Origin of the sequence: uncultured Campylobacter sp., from assembly GCF_938045225.1 — a bacterium.
Classification (GTDB): domain Bacteria; phylum Campylobacterota; class Campylobacteria; order Campylobacterales; family Campylobacteraceae; genus Campylobacter_A.
Map to the genome: position 1 here is coordinate 1 of NZ_CALINL010000010.1, position 18,082 is coordinate 18,082.

General features: G+C 45.2%; 22 protein-coding genes. 10 read left to right on the top strand and 12 right to left on the bottom strand.

The window, feature by feature from the left end; translation table 11 throughout:
* The 7 genes from Q0200_RS00505 to Q0200_RS00535 form a co-directional block, all read right to left on the bottom strand.
* Window positions 1-195: DUF2920 family protein (locus Q0200_RS00505; RefSeq protein WP_297936558.1), on the bottom strand; the 195-nt coding region annotated here is incomplete at its 3' end.
* 169 nt (window positions 196-364) lie between these two features.
* Complete coding sequence (locus Q0200_RS00510; RefSeq protein WP_297936560.1) at window positions 365-1,327, bottom strand: beta-ketoacyl-ACP synthase III; 963 nt, start codon at window positions 1,325-1,327, stop codon at window positions 365-367.
* 19 nt (window positions 1,328-1,346) lie between these two features.
* Window positions 1,347-2,336: a phosphate acyltransferase PlsX gene (gene plsX, locus Q0200_RS00515; protein ID WP_297936562.1), complete on the bottom strand. Its 990-nt coding sequence runs from the start codon at window positions 2,334-2,336 to the stop codon at window positions 1,347-1,349.
* A gap of 5 nt (window positions 2,337-2,341) precedes the next feature.
* Window positions 2,342-2,488: a 50S ribosomal protein L32 gene (gene rpmF / locus Q0200_RS00520; protein ID WP_002943740.1), complete on the bottom strand. Its 147-nt coding sequence runs from the start codon at window positions 2,486-2,488 to the stop codon at window positions 2,342-2,344.
* Window positions 2,489-2,505: 17 nt separating this feature from the next.
* On the bottom strand, window positions 2,506-2,862 hold the full coding sequence (locus Q0200_RS00525; protein ID WP_297936565.1) for a YceD family protein: 357 nt from the start codon (window positions 2,860-2,862) through the stop codon (window positions 2,506-2,508).
* Between the two features lie 14 nt (window positions 2,863-2,876).
* Complete coding sequence (gene ndk / locus Q0200_RS00530) at window positions 2,877-3,290, bottom strand: nucleoside-diphosphate kinase (RefSeq protein WP_002952387.1); 414 nt, start codon at window positions 3,288-3,290, stop codon at window positions 2,877-2,879.
* Window positions 3,291-3,385: 95 nt separating this feature from the next.
* Window positions 3,386-3,670 (bottom strand): 4Fe-4S dicluster domain-containing protein, encoded by a 285-nt coding sequence (locus tag Q0200_RS00535; RefSeq protein ID WP_185897990.1) that lies wholly within the window; start codon window positions 3,668-3,670, stop codon window positions 3,386-3,388.
* 165 nt (window positions 3,671-3,835) lie between these two features.
* On the opposite strand from Q0200_RS00535, the gene Q0200_RS00540 reads away from it, so the two are divergent.
* The 8 genes from Q0200_RS00540 to Q0200_RS00575 all read left to right on the top strand — a co-directional run bounded on the left by Q0200_RS00540 (window position 3,836) and on the right by Q0200_RS00575 (window position 12,456).
* Entirely contained in the window at window positions 3,836-4,435 is a 600-nt protein-coding gene (locus Q0200_RS00540; protein WP_297936570.1) for a peroxiredoxin, read from the top strand.
* 164 nt (window positions 4,436-4,599) lie between these two features.
* Window positions 4,600-5,322, top strand: coding sequence for a PilZ domain-containing protein (locus Q0200_RS00545; protein ID WP_297936572.1), 723 nt, complete (start codon window positions 4,600-4,602; stop codon window positions 5,320-5,322).
* 139 nt (window positions 5,323-5,461) lie between these two features.
* Entirely contained in the window at window positions 5,462-7,756 is a 2,295-nt protein-coding gene (locus Q0200_RS00550) for a DUF87 domain-containing protein (protein ID WP_297936574.1), read from the top strand.
* Window positions 7,757-8,068: 312 nt separating this feature from the next.
* Complete coding sequence (plsY, locus tag Q0200_RS00555; protein ID WP_297936576.1) at window positions 8,069-8,683, top strand: glycerol-3-phosphate 1-O-acyltransferase PlsY; 615 nt, start codon at window positions 8,069-8,071, stop codon at window positions 8,681-8,683.
* Window positions 8,680-8,994, top strand: coding sequence for a dihydroneopterin aldolase (locus tag Q0200_RS00560; RefSeq protein WP_297936578.1), 315 nt, complete (start codon window positions 8,680-8,682; stop codon window positions 8,992-8,994). Before plsY ends, Q0200_RS00560 begins: the two co-directional genes overlap by 4 nt.
* Before the next feature lie 73 nt (window positions 8,995-9,067).
* The gene (gene hsrA, locus Q0200_RS00565) at window positions 9,068-9,739 is read left to right on the top strand and encodes a homeostatic response regulator transcription factor HsrA (protein ID WP_002947350.1); all 672 of its coding nucleotides are present in this window, start codon (window positions 9,068-9,070) and stop codon (window positions 9,737-9,739) included.
* A 38-nt stretch (window positions 9,740-9,777) separates the two neighbouring features.
* Window positions 9,778-11,007, top strand: a complete 1,230-nt coding sequence (locus Q0200_RS00570) for a HAMP domain-containing sensor histidine kinase (protein WP_297936655.1) — start codon at window positions 9,778-9,780, stop codon at window positions 11,005-11,007.
* Window positions 11,008-12,456: a Ppx/GppA phosphatase family protein gene (locus tag Q0200_RS00575; RefSeq protein WP_297936581.1), complete on the top strand. Its 1,449-nt coding sequence runs from the start codon at window positions 11,008-11,010 to the stop codon at window positions 12,454-12,456.
* Between the two features lie 62 nt (window positions 12,457-12,518).
* Here Q0200_RS00575 and Q0200_RS00580 read toward each other — a convergent pair whose 3' ends face one another.
* The 5 genes from Q0200_RS00580 to trpB all read right to left on the bottom strand — a co-directional run bounded on the left by Q0200_RS00580 (window position 12,519) and on the right by trpB (window position 16,209).
* The gene (locus Q0200_RS00580; protein ID WP_297936583.1) at window positions 12,519-13,457 is read right to left on the bottom strand and encodes an excinuclease ABC subunit A; all 939 of its coding nucleotides are present in this window, start codon (window positions 13,455-13,457) and stop codon (window positions 12,519-12,521) included.
* The gene (gene fliN, locus Q0200_RS00585) at window positions 13,454-13,750 is read right to left on the bottom strand and encodes a flagellar motor switch protein FliN (protein WP_297936657.1); all 297 of its coding nucleotides are present in this window, start codon (window positions 13,748-13,750) and stop codon (window positions 13,454-13,456) included. The genes Q0200_RS00580 and fliN overlap by 4 nt, the downstream gene beginning before the upstream one ends.
* A 56-nt stretch (window positions 13,751-13,806) precedes the next feature.
* Entirely contained in the window at window positions 13,807-14,220 is a 414-nt protein-coding gene (locus tag Q0200_RS00590; protein ID WP_297936659.1) for a chemotaxis protein CheX, read from the bottom strand.
* A 65-nt stretch (window positions 14,221-14,285) separates the two neighbouring features.
* Entirely contained in the window at window positions 14,286-15,035 is a 750-nt protein-coding gene (trpA, locus tag Q0200_RS00595; RefSeq protein WP_297936585.1) for a tryptophan synthase subunit alpha, read from the bottom strand.
* On the bottom strand, window positions 15,028-16,209 hold the full coding sequence (gene trpB / locus Q0200_RS00600; RefSeq protein ID WP_297936587.1) for a tryptophan synthase subunit beta: 1,182 nt from the start codon (window positions 16,207-16,209) through the stop codon (window positions 15,028-15,030). Before trpB ends, trpA begins: the two co-directional genes overlap by 8 nt.
* 211 nt (window positions 16,210-16,420) lie before the next feature.
* Here trpB and Q0200_RS00605 point away from each other — a divergent pair, with 211 nt between their 5' ends.
* Window positions 16,421-16,744 (top strand): hypothetical protein, encoded by a 324-nt coding sequence (locus Q0200_RS00605; protein ID WP_297936589.1) that lies wholly within the window; start codon window positions 16,421-16,423, stop codon window positions 16,742-16,744.
* A gap of 12 nt (window positions 16,745-16,756) precedes the next feature.
* Window positions 16,757-18,043: a hypothetical protein gene (locus Q0200_RS00610; RefSeq protein ID WP_297936591.1), complete on the top strand. Its 1,287-nt coding sequence runs from the start codon at window positions 16,757-16,759 to the stop codon at window positions 18,041-18,043.
* Window positions 18,044-18,082 lie beyond the last annotated feature (39 nt).

The window sequence follows — 18,082 nt, forward strand, 5'->3', positions numbered from 1 at the left end:
TCTCGCCGTAAATTCGGCTAGGTGGTCTCTATATGCTTTATCGACGTCGCCGCCGCATCCAGGCACTATAAAAACTATGGCGTTAACCGGCTTATCGTCATCGTGGCACAGTTTGAAGTTTAATTTCGTAGAGCGTTTAACACCCAGCTCCATATCGTCGCAAGAGTTGATTTCGTAGATTTTACTGACTACCATTTTTTGCCTTCCGTGATTTCTTGTATTATACCTCTGCCGAGCTAAATTTAGCTTTTTTGTCAAGTGTAATCGGTCGATCGTAAGCTATGCGGTGGTTATACTAAGGATTATGGAATCGATTTTTGGTTTTGATAAATTTAAGCGTAAGATTTAAATTTTAACTGCGAGATTAAAAATTATTTGCGGTTTTGCCGCCAAATTTAAGTAGAGCCGAACCCCAAGTAAAGCCGCCACCGAATGCGTCCAGTAAAAGCAAATCGCCTTTTTTAAGTCTGCCCGCTTCGTATGCGTCATTCATCGCCATAGGTATGGAAGCTGAGCTTGTGTTGCCGTATTTTCCAACTGTTACGACGCACTGCTCGTTTGTAAAATTTAAGCGTTGCTTGACTGCTTCAATGATGCGTAAATTTGCCTGATGAGGTATAAAAAGATCGATTTTATCGCTTGAAATTTGATTTTTTTCCAGGATATCTACGACGTCTTTGGTTAGCGTCTGGACGGCGATTTTAAAGACTTCGTTGCCCGACATCTTGATAAATTTCTCTTCGCCACCTGGCGTTATGAGTAGGTTCGCGTAGTTGCCGTCGGCTGCGGTGTGAACGTCGATGATCTCGTTTTCTTCGGCTGCGCTTACGACCGCGGCACCTGCTCCGTCGCCAAATAGTATGCAAGTCGTTCTATCGGTCCAATCTACGATTTTACTTAGCTTTTCGGCTCCGATTATCAATACGTTTTTTTTGCTTCCGCTTTCAATTAGCGATTTTGCAAGCTCGAGCAGATAAATAAAACCCGTACACGCCGCGCTTATGTCAAATGCCGTAATGGCATTTATACCTAAATTTTTAGCGATCTTGCACGCCGTCGAAGGCATACAAAAGTGATCGGGCGAGATAGTCGCGCAGATAACCGCGTCGATATCTTTTGCGGTCAAATTTGCTCTTTCAAGCGCTATTTTTGCCGCTTTCGTGCCAAGATCGCTCGTATCTTCATTCTGCGCTATGCGTCTTTGGCTGATGCCGGTACGTTTAACTATCCATTCGTCGTTGGTTTCCACCATTTTTTCAAGGTCGAAATTTGTTAAAATTTTAGGCGGAGCATATGCGGCTATGGATATTAGCGAGGCTTTTGGCATTAAATTTTTCTTTGTAATTTCATTTTGCGAAGTGCGAAAGCTCGTCTTCAATGACTTTATTTATATCGGAGTTTGCGAATTTTAGAGCTTGAAATATCGCATTTTTGATAGCTTTTGGTGTGCTTTTACCGTGGCTTATTATGACGCAGCCGTTCACGCCAAGTAGCGGCGCGCCGCCGTATTCGTCATAATCGACTTGCTGTTTTAGAGTTTTAAAAACTTTTTTCATGAGAAGCGAGCCTGCTATAGCGACCGGGGATTTTTTAACGTGTTTTTTGATGATTTTTGTTATAGCGTCGGCTACGCCTTCGCTTGTTTTTAGTAGGATATTTCCGACGAATCCATCGCAAATAACGACATCGACGCTTCCGTCAAAGACTTGATTTCCTTCGGCGTTACCCACGAAGCTGTCGAGTTTTGAGATCATTTCAAAGGCTTCTTTCGTCGCCTCGTTGCCTTTACTGCTCTCTTCACCGTTAGACAAAAGTCCTAGTTTGGGGGATTTTATTTTTAAAATCTCTTTTGCGTAAGCTTCGCCCATTATCGCAAATTGAAATAGATGCTCGGGCCTGCAGTCTACGTTTGCGCCGACGTCCAAAACTAACGTATTGCCGCCGGTTACGTTTGGCATCAGCGTCGCTATCGCCGGACGAGAGACGTTTTTTAGTCGCCCGACTCGAAGCGTCGCAAGACTCATCGTAGCTCCGCTGTGTCCCGCCGAAACTACGGCCATAGTTTGTTTATTTTTAAGTAGCTCGATAGCCTTAAAAATACTACTTTCTTTTCGCTTTAACGCATCGGTGGCGCCGTCGCCCATAGAAACGACCTCGTCGGCCTGAATAAATTTTACGTATTGTTTTAAATTTTGCGGAACGAGGCTTTCTAAAATTTTCGTATCGCCTACCAAAACGGCTTCGAATTTTACTTCTTTTAAAGCCTCGATCACGCCGCCGATAATAGGTTGCGGACCGAAGTCGCCGCCCATCGCGTCAATGCAAATGCTGGTCATTTGTATTAATACTCTCCGGTAGTTTTATTTACGCGGTGAGGCATTTTCCATGAGCCGTCTTTATCTTTTACGGGAACCGGAAGCGTTACTTTGTAGTGCGTTCTTCTCTTTGCCGCGCGAGTATGACTTACTCTTCGTTTAGGTACTGCCATTTTATTCTCCTTTATATTTATAGATTTTTACATTTATCACAATAAAAATAATCGCTTTTAAAAGCTTCTATTTCGCTTGTCAATACTTCTTCTAAATTTATAAAACCGTCGAAAAACTCGACTACATCGTCGAGGTTTTCTTCTTTATCTTTATAAATTCCGTCGCTTAATATTAAATTTACGTCTTCATCAAGCTTTAAATTTATATCTTCGCCGCATCGGTCGCAGTTGTGAGCTATCTCGCCTACGATATTACCTTTGCAACTAACTAAATTTTGGTTTATTCTTTTGAGTTCGCCGTTAAAATTTAGCCCGTCCGAGTTTAGCTCGAACGGCATTTGATTATTTGTGATTTTGGCGAAAGATATTTTCAAAATTTAACCTAAATTTAGCAAATTTCTCTTGTTGCAAAGAAAAATGCGATCTCGTTTTTAGCGTTTTCTAGGCTGTCGCTACCGTGAACGGCATTTGCGTCGATGCTCTCTGCAAAGTCGGCTCTAATAGTGCCAGGTTTTGCTTCTTTTGGGTTTGTTGCGCCCATTAGATCGCGATTTTTAGCTACCGCATCGTCGCCCTCAAGAACCATAACTACGACCGGTCCGCTCACCATAAAATCAACCAAATCGTTGAAGAAAGGTCTGTCTTTGTGAACTGCATAGAAAGCTTTTGCGTCGCATGTGCTTAGTTTGACTTTTTTCATAGCGGCGATTCTTAGTCCGTTGCTTTCGAATCTATCCACGATTTTTCCGATAACGCCCTTTTTTACGGCATCAGGCTTAATAATAGAAAGCGTTTGCTGCATAAAATTTCCTTTTTGTGGTTTTTATAAGGCGGTGATTATATCAAAAAAAAATTAAATTTCAAAATAAGCCCCGCAAAAGGGCTTAAGTGCGGAGTTTACGAGATGACGGCCGTGGCGCCAGTCCTCATATCGGCGGTTATCTCGGTGCGAGACGGCTGTCCTGCATAAGGAGCGTCCCAAACGATGCAGCCGTCGGTTGGGCAGGCTGAGGCGCATGCAGGCTCGTCGTTAAATCCTACGCACTCGACGCATTTATCGGCATAGACGTAGTATGCGTCCTCGCCAGTCGGGTTATCCGCGTCGTCTACGATAGCGCTCGTCGGACACTCGTCGATGCATGAGCCGCAGCTTATGCAGATGTCTGTTATTTTTACTGCCATTTTTTATCCTTTTTGGTCAAAATTTTCGCAAGAATATCAAAAACTAAGTAAATTTGATATTAAATTTTTGTGTTAAATTTTAAAACGAAAACGTTAAATTTTTAGCTCTTTTTAATCTTTAGATGATATAATTTCGCTACAAATAAAAATTATTAAGGAGAAAAAATGTTAGTAACAAAAAAAGCACCTGATTTTACAGCTGCAGCGGTTTTAGGAAGCAATCAGATCGTAAATGATTTCAACCTATATAAAAATATCGGCGAGAAGGGCGCAGTAGTATTTTTCTACCCTATGGACTTTACATTTGTTTGCCCTAGCGAGATCATCGCGTTTGATAAAAGATACGATGAGTTTAAAGCTCGCGGTATCGAAGTTATCGGCGTTTCGACAGATAACCAATTCTCTCACTTTGCGTGGAAAGAAACTCCGGTAAACAAGGGCGGTATCGGCCAAGTTCGCTTCCCGCTAGTAGCTGATATGACGAAGTCTATCGCTCGCGGTTTTGACGTACTTTTAGAAGACGCTGGCGTCGCTCTTCGCGGTAGCTTCTTACTTGATAAAGACGGCACCGTTCGCCATGCGGTTATCAACGACCTTCCGCTTGGCAGAAACATCGACGAGATGATAAGAATGGTAGATACCATGCTATTTACGAACGAGAACGGAGAGGTTTGCCCTGCCGGCTGGAACAAAGGCGATAAAGGCATGAAAGCTGATACCGCAGGCGTCGCAGACTACCTATCTCACAACGCAGACAAACTATAATCATCCAAATTTAAGGGCGAGCTCTCGCCCTTTTTCTTAGTTTATCTACATTAAAAATATCATAAAATTCAATATAAAATATCAATAATTAAATAAAAAAATAAGGATTTTTTACTATAATCTAACTTAAAATTTAAATTTATTCGGAAGGAATCAAATTTCAAATGAATAATATCTATAACGATAGCTCTTTTATGCGCGAGGACGCTGTAAATGTATTTGCTAAAGTGTTAAAAGATAACCGTCAGGTGCACTTTTTAAATCTTTACAACGGCGTAAAAGTCGAGTGTATGGGCGAAATAGAGCACGCAGAGGATGATAGCGTCGTCTGTAAAGTAACGCTAGAGCAAATTTTGGCCATGAAAGAGGAAAAAAACGCCTATGTCGTACGCGATGAATATTTTTCCGAAAATTTAAGGGCTGATATCGTCGGCTTTGACCTTGCAAATTTGACCGTAACGCTACAAAATTTCACGTATATGCAAAATTTACATGCAAATTTAAGAAAACATCAGCGCGTTTATCCCGATCGCTATACTAAGGTAATCTTGACGCAAAACGGTAGCGAAATACAGGGCAACCTATACGATATCTCAAGGGGCGGTCTTGCCGTCGTTAGTTTAGATGACGGCGGGTTTAAAGAGGGCGAGTCTATAAACGCCAAATTTAAGCTATGTATATTAGACGAGGCAAGCGGTTCTCATAAAAACATAGACATAGATACGGATTTAAAATTAGTCGCTGCTTTAAGATACAAAGGCGCGATGAGATACTGTTGTCAGCTAGCCGATAAAGACGGTGCAGGCGAAGATATCGCGAAATTTACCAAAAGACGCGTAAAAGAGACGCTCGAAGAGCTAAACGAACAGCTAAAAACCTACCAATAAATTTAACGCAAAACTAAAAGGCGAGCTTTGTGCTTGCCTTTTTTAAATTTTACCCGCTTCGATTTTAAATTTACCCCGTAGCTTCACCCGAAATTTAATCAAAAATCAGTAAAATAGCCCAAAATTTACAAGGAAGCACATGAAAACCATCCAAGAAAATTTAAAGCTATTTTACGTCGGACTCAAAGACAAAGAGCCGTTTTTTTATAAAAACAAAGACCTTACGACGCACGCGGCCATCATCGGCATGACCGGTAGCGGTAAAACCGGCCTTGGTATCGGCATCCTAGAAGAAGCCTGCATCGACAACATCCCGACCTTTATCATCGATCCAAAGGGCGATATGACAAACCTTGCCTTGGCCTTCCCGCAGATGCGCGCGCAGGATTTTGCGCCGTACGTCGATGAAAACGAGGCGCAAAATAAAGGCATGAGCGTGGATGAATTTGCCGCTAGCGAAGCGCAGACGTGGACAAAAGGCATCGAAGGCTCGTTTCAAAGTTTAGAGCGCGTGGGACTTTTTAAAGATAGCGCCGAGCTAAAAATTTACACTCCAAAGAGCAGTAGCGGCGTCGGCGTGGCGCTGCTCGGGGATTTTGCCCGTCCGAGTTTAGACGTAGGCAGCGAGGAGTTTAGCGAGTACGTCGGCTCTCTGGCTAGCTCCGTGCTCTCGCTCGTTGGCATAGAAAACGACGTAAACTCAAAAGAACACCTGCTCATCTCAAACATTTTTATCGATAAATTTGGCCAGGGCGCGGACGTGAGCCTAGAGGAGCTCATCGGCTTTATCGCGACGCCTCCGTTTGCTAAGATCGGCGTATTTGACGTGGAGAAATTTTACCCGAGCTCCGAGCGTATGAAACTAGCGGTCAAGATCAACACGCTACTTGCAAGTCCAGATTTTCGCGCGTGGCTAAGCGGCGAGCGGCTAGACATCTCAAAGATGCTTTTTAACGCAAACGGCAAGGCAAAGTGCAATATCTTTACGATCTCGCATCTAAAAGACGGCGAGAGAATGTTTTTCGTGACGCTGCTACTAAACGAGATCATCGCGTGGATGCGCAAGACCGAGGGTACGAGCTCGCTTCGCGCGGTGCTTTATATGGACGAGATTTTCGGATTTTTCCCGCCAAACGGCAACCCGCCGTCTAAAACCCCGATGCTAACTCTACTCAAGCAAGCCCGCGCGCACGGCCTTGGCGTGATACTGAGCACTCAAAACCCGGTCGATCTAGACTACAAAGGCCTTAGCAACATCGGCACGTGGTTCATCGGGCGCTTGCAAACCGCGCAGGACAAAGCGCGCGTGATCGACGGTATGACGGGGCTTGCGGGCTCTGCGATGGATAAAGGCGAGATAGAAAATCTCATCTCAAATTTGCAAAAGCGCAACTTCCTACTAAAAAACATCCACGAGGACGGGCTATCCGTCATCTCGACGCGCTGGGCCCTGAGCTACCTAAAAGGACCGCTTAGCCGCGAGCAAATTTCAAATTTGATGAAAGAGCAAAAGAGCGGGTCAAGCCTGGCAAAAAGCTCAAATTTCGCCGCCAAACCGGTTCTGTCGCCCGATATCGCTCAACTTTACGCCGCAAGCTCAAATTTGCAGGAGGGCGGCGAGCTGGAGGGATATCTTTACGGTGAAGCCAAAGTGCGATTTTATGACGCTAAAAAGGGGCTTGACGAGGTTCGCGAGGTAAATTTCACGCTAAGGCTGGATGAAGCTCAAAAAAGCGCCGACTGGAGCGAAGCTAGCGAAAATATGCATTTTACCGCAGTTTCGGAGCCAAATTTCAAGCTCTCCTACGCGCCGCTACCGGGCTTTGTCGCGGGGGCTAAAAATTTCAAAGATCTAACCAAAAATTTCAAAGAATTTATCTATAGAAACTACAAGCTTAGGCTCTTTAGTGCATTAAATTTAAGCTCGGCGCCGGGTGAGAGCAAGGAGGAGTTTTACGTCCGTTTGGCCGATAAATGCAACGAAATTTTAGAGGCACAAACGGCTAAGCTCACGGCGGAATTCGACAAGCAAAAAGCTCGGCTAGAAGAGAAGCTAAACCGCTCAGTCGCAAAGCTGGAAAAAGAGCAGCGAGACTTTAAAAGCAAAGGCATCGAGACGGCGATCTCGGTGGGCGCGAGCATTTTGGGCGCGATTTTTGGCAAAGGGCTGCTAAGTAGTGGCAACATCGGCAAGGTCGCGACCTCCGCGCGCTCGGCAAACAGCGTGCTAAAAGAGCGCAGCGACGTGAAACTAAGCGAGCAAGAAGTCGCCCAGCTAAACGCGCAGATCGAGGAGCTGATGGCGAAATTTGAAGAAGACGCCAGCGAGCTAAAAGCCAAAAACGATGTGCAAAACGTGGAAGTGACAGAGGTGGAGGTTAGTCCGAAGGGTAGCGATATATACGACGAAAAGCTCTATCTTCTTTGGAAATAGTGGCTAGTCTTTTTGGTTTATACTTCGTTGGATTTAAATTTTACTCGGTCACTACCGACCAGGTAGCTCCCGTTGTAAAATTTGAATCCGCCTCGTCTAAACGCAAAAATCCTGCACCTTATCCTTTTATATTCAAATTTGGACTCAAAAACCCGCGACGCTTTGCGTCAGCAAAGCTGTGTCGTACCTTAAAGGTGCGGGTCTCGGCTAGCAAAATTTACAAATTTGTCGCCCTTTAAAACGACCGATTTATCAAAAAATCAGCCGAATTTAATTAATATTGCGAAATCGAAACAAAAATCAGGATAAAAGATGAACGAAAATTTAATAGCTTACGCCGCGGCGTATCTGCTAGGTGGTATCCCCTCGGGCGTGATTTTGGCTTATATCTTTGGCGGAGTAAACATCAGAAGCGAAGGCAGCGGCAGTATCGGCGCGACCAACGTCTTGCGCGTGCTAAAGCAAAAAGATCCCAAACTCGCTAAAAAAATCGCGATTTTAACCATCGTTTGCGACGTTTTAAAGGGCGTTTTGCCGATACTGATTGCGAAATTTTTAGGCCTTGCTCCTGCGACGCTTTGGGCGATGGCGGTACTTTCGGTGCTTGGTCACTGCTATTCGCCGTTTTTGAAATTTGAAGGCGGTAAGGGCATAGCCACGGGGGCTGGCGTTTTAGCGGTCTTTTTGCCGCTTGAGATCGCTATCGCGCTTGGGGTTTGGTTTGTCGTGGGCAAGCTGCTTAAGATCTCCTCGCTAGCCTCGCTAGCCGCGCTTGTGGCGTTTATCGTAGCGACTTTTGCGCTTCAGCCGCAAATCCCTGATATCGACTCCTATGCGCCGATATTTTTGATCGCGTTTTTGGTCGTTTATAAGCATTTGCCAAACATCAAACGCCTAATAACCGGGCAAGAAAAGCGCGTAATTTGACGACCATTATCAGAGACTACGAATTTAGCACGATCATCGGGTTACTTGATTTTGAGCGCGTGACGCCGCAAAAGGTAAGAGTGAGCGCGGAATTTGAAAGCGGCGAGTTTATAGACTACGTGGAAGTGATAAATTTGATCGAGGAAATTTACGCGCAAGAAAAATTTGGCACCGTAGAGAGCTCGCTTGAAATTTGCGCAAAAAAGTTGAAGGAAAAATTTAACTCGCTTAGCTTTTTGAAAATGGAAATTTTAAAAATCGAGATCGCCAAAAATGCGACGGTTGGCGCAAGAGCTGAGTTTAAATATTAAATTTTTTTTAAAGTATCTTGAAATCTTGCTTAATTTATGCTACAATCCCAACAAATTTTACTGAAGGGAAAAAATGAGAATTTTAATAGTTGAAGATGAGGTAACTCTAAACAAAACCATCGCCGAGGGCTTGCAAGAGTTCGGCTACCAGACCGACAGCTCGGAGAATTTCAAGGATGCCGAATACTACATCGGTATTAGAAATTACGATTTGGTTTTGACCGATTGGATGCTGCCTGACGGCGACGGCGTGGATCTAATCAACATCATCAAACACAAATCCCCGCGCACCGCAGTAGTCGTACTATCTGCTAAAGACGATAAAGATAGCGAAGTTAAAGCATTTAGAGCGGGTGCGGACGACTATATCAAAAAGCCGTTTGATTTTGACGTTTTGGTGGCTAGAATCGAAGCAAGACTGCGCTTCGGCGGCACTAACGTTATCAAGATAGACGACCTTATCATCGATCCGGACGAGGAGAAAATCACCTATCTAGGTCAAGATATCGAGCTAAAAGGTAAGCCGTTTGAGGTACTAACTCACCTTGCGCGCCACAGCGATCAAATCGTCAGCAAAGAGCAGCTACTAGACGCGATCTGGGAGGAGCCTGAGCTCGTAACTCCAAACGTAATCGAAGTAGCAATCAATCAAATCCGCCAAAAAATGGATAAACCGTTAAATATCTCGACTATCGAGACGGTCAGAAGACGCGGGTATAGGTTTTGCTTTCCCAAAAAAGCCTAAGATATAGGTTTATATTGCAATTAGCATCGGCTTCTACGATGCTAATTCTCATCATCTCCGTTCTTTTATATCAGTATATCAAGGTTACTATATACGAAAATATCTCACAGTCGCTAGCTTACGAAGCTAAAATTTTATCCACTAGCTCAAATTTATCTAAAATAGAAAAACCTTTTGAGTATTTTACGCTAAACGACAGTCCGACTAAAGCAAAGCTCGTAAAGGGCAAGACCGTATCGCCTCATTTTGCAACTGAAAAAGTCGGACAAAAGACTCATTTGACGTTATTTTACCCGTATATGGAAGACATTAGTATCGCGCTAACCAAAGACACCACTCATCAAAGTAAACTTATAGATCAAATTTTAATCGACATCATCATAGTAAACGCTACGTCGATACTTCTGATTATTTTTTACGTGCTGTTTTTGTCGCGGATGCTGCTTGTGCCGATCAAAATTTTAAGCAGAAAAATGACGAATTTAAACGAGCGATTTTTGCAGGCGGTGAGCCTTGACGAGCTACCGCCCGAGTTTAAGCCGCTAGGCAAAAGCCTAAATCGCTTGATCGAGCGCATTCAGACGTTCGTACTCTATCAAAAGGAGCTTTTCGTCGGCGTCGCTCACGAGCTAAAAACGCCGCTTGCAGTGATGAAAACCAAAAACGAAGTTACGCTAATAAAACCACGTGAGAGCGAAAAATACATCGAAGCGCTCAAAAACAACAACGAAGCCATCAATCAAATGAACAAAATGATCGGCTCTATCCTGGAGATCGGGCGGCAGGAGGGCGCGCAGTTTGAGGAGGCCGTGCGCATCGATATCATCGAGTTTTTAAATCAATCTGCGAATAATTTTAAAATTTTAGCTCGCGGCGAGGGCAAGGATATTGCGACCGATTTTGCTCCGAGCAGTCTTGAGATGACGCTACAAACGACGCTTTTAACGCACGTTATCCAAAATTTCGTCCAAAATGCGATCAAATTTTCTCCTCGTGGCGCCGTGGTTACTCTACGCTCGCGCCTTAGCGAAAACGAATTTATCATCGAGGTCGTAGACGAGGGCTGCGGCATCGACGAGAGCAAGGACCTTTTTGCGCCGTTTAAGCGCTTCGGCGATAAGGGCGGAGCGGGACTCGGGCTATTTTTGGCCAAGGGCGCAGCTCAGGCTCTAGGCGGCTCGGTATCTATCAAAAACCGCACCGACGGCCGCAGCGGTGCGGTCTCAACCCTCACTCTAGCGATAAATAAAAATAATAAAGGCAAATAAATGGCAAAACGAACCGCCGTCATAGATCTAGGCTCAAATTCGATGCGAATGGCGATTTTTGAGAAAACTTCGCGTTACGCGTTTCACATCATCGGCGAATTTAAGATGAAGGTGCGTCTGGGCGAGGGTGCGTACGAGCACGGCGGCGAGATAGCCCAAAAGTCGATGCAAAAGGCTTGCGAGGCGCTTAGCGAGTTTAAAAATATCGCACAAAAATACAAATGTTCGAAGATTTTCGCTATGGGTACCTCGGCTCTGCGTGACGCTCCGAATGCGGGCGAGCTCATAAGTATGGCGCGCAAAGAGCTTGGGATAAATTTAAAGGTCGTTAGCGGCAAGGATGAAGCGACGTTTGGCGGCGTGGCGGCACTAAATTTGCTAGAACCCCTAGAGGAGTTCGTCACGCTTGATATCGGCGGAGGGTCTGCGGAGCTTGCGCTTGTTAGCGGCGGCAAGATAATAGATGCCGTGTCGTTAAATTTAGGCACCGTGCGGCTAAAAGAGCTGTTTTTCGATAAGAAAAATTTAAACGCCGCAGCGCCTTTTATCAAAGAGGCATTTAAAAGCTTGCCTAAAAACTTTAAAAGCAAAAACCTAGTCGCCATCGGCGGTAGCCTGCGCGCGATATCTTCGGCCATCATGTCGGCGCAAGACTATCCGCTAAAAACCGTGCACAACTTTGCCTACAAATTTCAAAACCACAAAAACTTCATCGAAAATTTAGCCCGAGCGAGCGTGCTGGAGCTTGGGAAATTTGGCATAAAAAAAGATCGCTTCGATACGATTAGAGAAGGCGCGCTCATATTTTTGGGCGCAGTGGATGCTGTGGGTGCGCAAAACATCTATACTAGCGGCGCGGGCTTTAGAGAGGGCGTGTTTTTGAGCGATATCTTGCGCCCGACGCGTAAATTTCCGCCGAATTTTAACCCGAGTGTGAGGAGCTTGCAGGATAGATTTTTGCTAGATGACAACAAGATGATCGTAAAATACGCAAAAGACCTCTTTGCCGCGCTAGAGCCGCTGCATGGGCTTGAGGAGCGATACGAGAGCGAGCTGGCGGTCGCCGCTAGATTGCATAGCGTGGCGCAGTGTTTGGGATTTTACGGCGAGCACGCTAGCTCGGCGTTTTTTGTGTTAAATGCCCTAAACTACGGCTTTTCGCATGCGCAAAAATGTCTAGTCGCCGCGATCATCGCACAAAATGGCAAGAAAACCTCGAGCGAATTTGAGCGATTTAAAAACCTGCTACCGAGCGAAGACGTCGTGCGCTGGCTAAGCTTCATCCTTGCGCTTGCTAAAAATCTCGATGCAAACTGCGCGCATAAGAAGCTGGAGTTTGAGTTTATTAACCACACTTTGCAAATTTGCGGCGCTAAGGAGCTGTTTATGGCAAAGGAAAATATAAAAAAGATGACCAAGCCGGATACTTTTGCGATCTGTTTTGCGTGAAATTTGTTGGAGGAATTTGATGAAATTTGCGGTAAATTTCATCAAATTTTAAAAAGGCGAATCTAGTCTATACTCGCCTTATCCTTGTACGCGTCTAGCGTTTGGCGGTTTTCGATGTAGGCGTTTAGCTTTTTTTGATTTTCCTCAAAAAAGCTCTGGAAATCCTGCTCGCTCGTCATCTGTTCTTCGCCGAATTTATCCAAAAGAACGTTTGAGGTACCCGTTAGCACGAGATAGCGTCTATCAAGGTGCTGAAAAAGAACGACTTTATTCGTATCGTCAAGTGGTTTTTCGTAGATTATCTCCACGCCTTCGTCGCTTTTTACCTTCTCAAACCAGCCGTTCTCGCGTTTTGTTTTTCGTATTGTTTGCTTATTTTTTAGCTTTGCCTTGATGACCAAAAGCACGACTAAAAGTAGCGCCAAAACGCCCAAAACCGAGTAATATCTATAATCGATCATGTCGCTCATACTCTGCGTCATAAAATTTACGTCGCCGTTTTGCGCGCCCAAATTTAGGCTAGCACCTTGAGCAGATGCGGTCAAATTTGATGCGTTTTGATCGCCGGATAAATTCGTCGCTTCGGTTATATTTTCTCTAGTTTCTTGCGGCGAGAGCACAGTTGCGGCGGCTGAGTTTGCCGCATTTTCAGGCGTCACGCGTATGCGCAGGCCAAAGCCGTCGGTGGTTTTTGACGCGCTCACGGCCACCTGAGTGTCGCTTTTTATCACGAGGGCTAAATTTTGGCCTCTAGGCTCAAACAAAAGCTCTTGCAGTATGCTTGAATTTACGCTTTTTTCTATATTTTGATCGTTTTGTAGGTCTTTAAAGAGTAGGGTTATAGCGCCGTCCTTGCGCTCTTGCAGGATCGCTCCGCTATAAGGCGCATCAAAGCTAAGCATGATATCGACGCGGTCGCTACGCTCGTAGACGTTATATGTGGATAAATTTGAACCCCAAAGCGCTATGAAAAGCAGCGAAAGCGCCGCGAAAATCCTCATAGTTGCTCTCGTTTAAAGTACTGGATGACGGATTTTGAGTCGAGGATTTCATTTATCCTGATGGCGAGGTTTTTTTCGTAGACCATTACTTCGCCCTTGCCGAAAATTCGGTTGTTTATAAAAAGCTCCACGCTCTCGCCGGCAGGCTTTTCTAGGTCGATCACCGAGCCTACTTCAAGCTTTAAGAGCTGCTTTACGCTAATAGTCGTCGTGCCTAGCTCCGAGATAAAATCCACTCCGATATCCATCAGCTCGTCGTAGCTTTTAAAAAGCCCGCCGCGCTCTCGCAACATCTCCTGAACCCCTTGCAACGCCGTTTCTACGGCATTTATCTCTTGTAGTTCTTCGCTCATGCTTTTTTGTATCCTACTTGAAATGTTCTATTTTTGATCTTATAGACGCGTTTGTCATCTAGTTTGACGTGAAAGCTCGTCCTACCTAGATACTCGGGAGTGCCTAGTTTATAGGCGTTTGCTTCGCGTTCGTTGAGTAGATTTTTAGCGTAGCCGATTGCGAGATTTGCCACCTCTTTGCAGATGTCGCTTAGCTCGTCTTCGGCTAGTTTATCGACGCCAAGGAGCACGCTAGCAAAGCGGTTTAGCGTATCTTTTTTAAAATAAAGATAAAAATGAAACTCCTCTTTGCTCTTAGAAATCGGTAAGCTCGAGCCATAAAATTCGCCTTCCGCGCTCTTTGCGCTCTCTACCTTGTAGCCCAGGGTATCCTCGCACAGATGCTTGATCCCAAGCTCCGCAACGTCCATCATCACGCCGTCCTTTAAACGAAATTTTTTGATTATACTTAAATTTAACGCAAACGCGGCTAAATTTAAAAAAGTTTATTGATTTGCTTTATCAGCTCTTCGCCCTCAAATTTGGCCGTGAGCTTTACTATCTCGGTCCCGATTATCGCGCCGTCGGCATAGGTTTTTACCTCGTCGGCGTCGTTTTTATTTTTCACGCCAAAGCCCACCGCGACAGGCAGATCACTTCTTTTTTTTAGATCCTCTACGAGCGCTTTTAGTCTCTCCTCGCTAGCTCGCTGCGAGCCGCTCACGCCGATAGCGCCGAGCGCGTAGATAAAGCCCGAGCCGAATTTTAAAATTTTATCCGCTCGGTTTTGTGAGGTGACGCTGATTAGCGGGATGAGATCAAGGCCAAATTTAGCGCACAGTCCCGCTACCTCCTCGCTCTCCTCAAACGGCAGATCGGGGATGATAAAGCCAGCTATACCGACCTCTTTTGAGCGAGCGATAAAATTCTCTACGCCGTAAGCAAACACGATGTTAAAATACACTAAAAACACGACCGGTTTATTTATCTTGCCTTTGCACTCTTCTAGCATGGAAAATACCGTGCCTGTATTTACGCCCTTTGCGGCGGTTTCAAAGCTAGCTTGCGCGATGAGTTTGCCGTCTGCTAGTGGATCGGAGTATGGGATACCAAGCTCTAGTAGATCCAGGCAGCTGCTGTCTAAATTTAATAAAAACTCCTTCGTCGCTTCTACGCTAGGATATCCCGCCACGACGTAGCCGATGTTTGCTTTTTTGCCCGCGAACGCGTCTTTTACCTTAGCCATAAATTTTTCCTTTCTCGTAGCTCATCACGGTGTTTATGTCTTTGTCGCCGCGTCCCGAGACATTTACGACGATGACGCTTTTTTTCGTCAAATTCGGGCAGAGCTTTTCTAGATACGCTAGCGCGTGCGAGCTCTCGATCGCCGGGATGATGCCCTCTAGGCGGCTGGTTAGATATAGCGCGTTTATACACTCGTCGTCTGTGACTCCGTAGTAGGCGGCTCGCTTGCTCTCGTGCAGGTGCGCGTGCTCCGGCCCAACGCCCGGGTAGTCAAGCCCCGCAGAGATACTATGTACGGGCTCGATCATGCCGTATTCGTCTTGTAAAACGATCGTTTTCATGCCGTGGATGATGCCTGCGCGGCCCTTGGTTAGCGTTGCGGCGTGATACGGCGTGTGTGCGCCTAGCCCTGCGGCCTCGACTCCGATCAAATTTACGTCCGCGTCGTCCAAAAACGCGCTAAAGATACCGATGGCGTTGCTGCCGCCGCCGACGCAGGCGATGACGTAGTCCGGATGTACGCCGTATTCTTTTAGCTGAGCCTTGGTCTCGCGGCCGATGATACTCTGAAAGTCGCGTACGATCCTAGGATACGGGTGCGGGCCGACTGCCGAGCCGATGACATAAAATGCGCTTTCTATCTCGTTTACCCACGCTTGGATCGCCGCTGTGGTGGCCTCTTTTAGGGTTTTTAGACCCTCTTCTACGCTCACGACTCTGGCGCCCAAAAGCTGCATGCGAAATGCGTTTAGCTGCTGGCGCTCGACGTCTGTCGCGCCCATATACACGTCGCACTCAAGGCCGAGCAGTGCCGCCGCGGTCGCAGTCGCCACGCCGTGCTGACCCGCGCCCGTCTCGGCTAAGACCTTCTTTTTGCCCATTTTTTTGGCTAGAAGCGCTTGGGCTAGGGCGTTGTTTATCTTGTGCGCGCCCGTGTGGTTTAGATCCTCGCGCTTGAGGTAAATTTCATGCCCGTAGTGCTCACTTAGGCGTTTTGCGTGATATAGCGGGCTCGGGCGCCCGACGTAGTTTTTTAGTAAGTCGTCTAGCTCGGCCTCAAATTCAGCCGTTTTTACTATGCGCTCATATGCGTCCTCGAGCTCGTCTAGCGCGAACATCACGGTTTCGGGCACGAACTGTCCGCCGAATTTTCCGAAATATGCTTTAGTATTCATCGGTATCCTTTAAATTTTCGTTCTATTTTAGCATTTTAAGTTTTTATTAGGCTTATTTTACGGTATTTTTAGCGCGCGTAAATTTGAATTTAGGGTAAAAAACGATATGATTCCAAATATGTTACGGCGATATAAAAAAGCGGCTTTCGGTCAAATTTGGTAAGCGAGTCAAGAGGTATTTAAGACGAAATAAAAACCAAAGGATAAAGTTATGGGCGCCATAAAAGAAGCATTAAATAAAAATAAAATTTGGGCCGGCGGTTTGGCTGCCGTTTTCGGCGGTATTTCCGACATTTGTCAGCCGATCGCTCTTTTTGCGAAGTATCTATTTTGTGCTAGCATAATTATCACTTGCGTCCTATTTTTGGCTTATATCGGGCTATCTAGATTAAGGCAAAGGGTTTTGCCGATCATGGTGTTTACGAGTCTAAGCATAATCGCCACCGGCTCCATGTACGGACTGCAAAGCGCGGAAGAAAAAGGTAGCGAAAACGGCTACTTGGCAAGCATCATACCGCCGCTTGAAAAAATTTAAAATTCGCTCGGCATGATTAAAAAAGATACTGGCGAGATCAAGCAGACGGTAACCGAGATAAAAGAAGATAGCAAAAATATAAAATCCGCTATACAAAACGTTGATACGAAAATAGACAAGTTAAGCGAAAATATCGGCAACGGCGGCGGCATCATCGCAAATCCGAAAACGCAAGAGGATTATTATCATAATGCCAGGATTTACGAACTTGGCGGAGATTACGGAAATGCGAGAAAATCGTATGTAAAATATTTTTCGTTTAGCGAACGCAAACTAGATCCGCATTTAAGATTTCAGTCGTTTTTAAAGATCCAAGAGGGCAAAGCCGGCGCAAAAGAAATTTACAACGAAATGTTTAAAAACGATGACGTTTTGATCGATAGTTACGCCAAAATTCTACTCGAAGACGGAAAACAAAAAACAGAGAAACTAACAAATTTCGTTAAGCAAAATCCAGATTTTGCGCCGGCTTACTACGAGCTGGCGCGTGCATACTCAAAGGCCGTTTTAGGGGATCAAACGATGTCCGATAAAAAGCTGGAAAAAGAGTATGCGGATAAATTTTTAAAGCTGAACGAAGAGGGAAAATTAGCGCGCTACTTTACCGATAAAGACGAGCTAAACGCCCAGATAAAATATATCTACGAGCGTAAAACGGAGCTGGATAAAATCAGTCAAAGTATCTTTGAAAATCCGGTAACGATCGAGAGGATACATACCAATCAGGGCTATCAAATAGTAGCGAACATTTCAGACAAACCGACTGAAATTTTTTACCGTATAGACGGGCAGGGGGAGTTTATCAGCACCGGGTATTTTGATATAGTTTACCAAGATAGCGGCGAAAAGAAGCCTAAAAACTGGTTTGGATTGCCGGACGACGCGCAAGTCGTAAAAGAGTATATAGAGTTTAAATACAAAGACCGAAACGGCAATATAAACGGCCCTTTTAAGTACGAATGGTACAAAAAGCTACCAAGCGGCGAGATACTAGACCCAAAAGCCGAAAGCGATATAAAGATGCTCAAACAAACCTTGAGCTACTGGCTATCTAACGGCGGCCGTAAAGATATAGTTTATTTCACGCACATCCTCTCGTACGGCGACGGCGTGGAAAAGATCGTTTACGGTATCAACAAAGACGTTCCCGATACCGAGCTACCAAAGCCGTACAATGTAAAAGCGGATGCTGATAATATATACAAAGAAGCGCCAAATATCCAAAAAGTATCCGTGCAAATTTATTTTAAGGACGATACGAAAAGCGATGTGAAGATTTTTAATTTTAAAAGAGAGTAAAGCGGTAAAAGTCGGTTTTACGCGGTTGTTTTAAAGCCG

What these genes read in the sequence shown, in the direction of transcription:
- Q0200_RS00510 (WP_297936560.1), bottom strand. Translation starts at nt 1,327, where the DNA reads ATGCCAAAAGCCTCGCTAATATCCATAGCCGCATATGCTCCGCCTAAA.
- plsX (WP_297936562.1), bottom strand. Translation starts at nt 2,336, where the DNA reads ATGACCAGCATTTGCATTGACGCGATGGGCGGCGACTTCGGTCCGCAA.
- rpmF (WP_002943740.1), bottom strand. Translation starts at nt 2,488, where the DNA reads ATGGCAGTACCTAAACGAAGAGTAAGTCATACTCGCGCGGCAAAGAGA.
- ndk (WP_002952387.1), bottom strand. Translation starts at nt 3,290, where the DNA reads ATGCAGCAAACGCTTTCTATTATTAAGCCTGATGCCGTAAAAAAGGGC.
- Q0200_RS00535 (WP_185897990.1), bottom strand. Translation starts at nt 3,670, where the DNA reads ATGGCAGTAAAAATAACAGACATCTGCATAAGCTGCGGCTCATGCATC.
- Q0200_RS00540 (WP_297936570.1), top strand. Translation starts at nt 3,836, where the DNA reads ATGTTAGTAACAAAAAAAGCACCTGATTTTACAGCTGCAGCGGTTTTA.
- Q0200_RS00545 (WP_297936572.1), top strand. Translation starts at nt 4,600, where the DNA reads ATGAATAATATCTATAACGATAGCTCTTTTATGCGCGAGGACGCTGTA.
- Q0200_RS00550 (WP_297936574.1), top strand. Translation starts at nt 5,462, where the DNA reads ATGAAAACCATCCAAGAAAATTTAAAGCTATTTTACGTCGGACTCAAA.
- plsY (WP_297936576.1), top strand. Translation starts at nt 8,069, where the DNA reads ATGAACGAAAATTTAATAGCTTACGCCGCGGCGTATCTGCTAGGTGGT.
- hsrA (WP_002947350.1), top strand. Translation starts at nt 9,068, where the DNA reads ATGAGAATTTTAATAGTTGAAGATGAGGTAACTCTAAACAAAACCATC.
- Q0200_RS00570 (WP_297936655.1), top strand. Translation starts at nt 9,778, where the DNA reads ATGCTAATTCTCATCATCTCCGTTCTTTTATATCAGTATATCAAGGTT.
- Q0200_RS00575 (WP_297936581.1), top strand. Translation starts at nt 11,008, where the DNA reads ATGGCAAAACGAACCGCCGTCATAGATCTAGGCTCAAATTCGATGCGA.
- Q0200_RS00580 (WP_297936583.1), bottom strand. Translation starts at nt 13,457, where the DNA reads ATGAGGATTTTCGCGGCGCTTTCGCTGCTTTTCATAGCGCTTTGGGGT.
- fliN (WP_297936657.1), bottom strand. Translation starts at nt 13,750, where the DNA reads ATGTTGCGAGAGCGCGGCGGGCTTTTTAAAAGCTACGACGAGCTGATG.
- Q0200_RS00590 (WP_297936659.1), bottom strand. Translation starts at nt 14,220, where the DNA reads ATGGACGTTGCGGAGCTTGGGATCAAGCATCTGTGCGAGGATACCCTG.
- trpA (WP_297936585.1), bottom strand. Translation starts at nt 15,035, where the DNA reads ATGGCTAAGGTAAAAGACGCGTTCGCGGGCAAAAAAGCAAACATCGGC.
- trpB (WP_297936587.1), bottom strand. Translation starts at nt 16,209, where the DNA reads ATGAATACTAAAGCATATTTCGGAAAATTCGGCGGACAGTTCGTGCCC.
- Q0200_RS00605 (WP_297936589.1), top strand. Translation starts at nt 16,421, where the DNA reads ATGGGCGCCATAAAAGAAGCATTAAATAAAAATAAAATTTGGGCCGGC.
- Q0200_RS00610 (WP_297936591.1), top strand. Translation starts at nt 16,757, where the DNA reads ATGATTAAAAAAGATACTGGCGAGATCAAGCAGACGGTAACCGAGATA.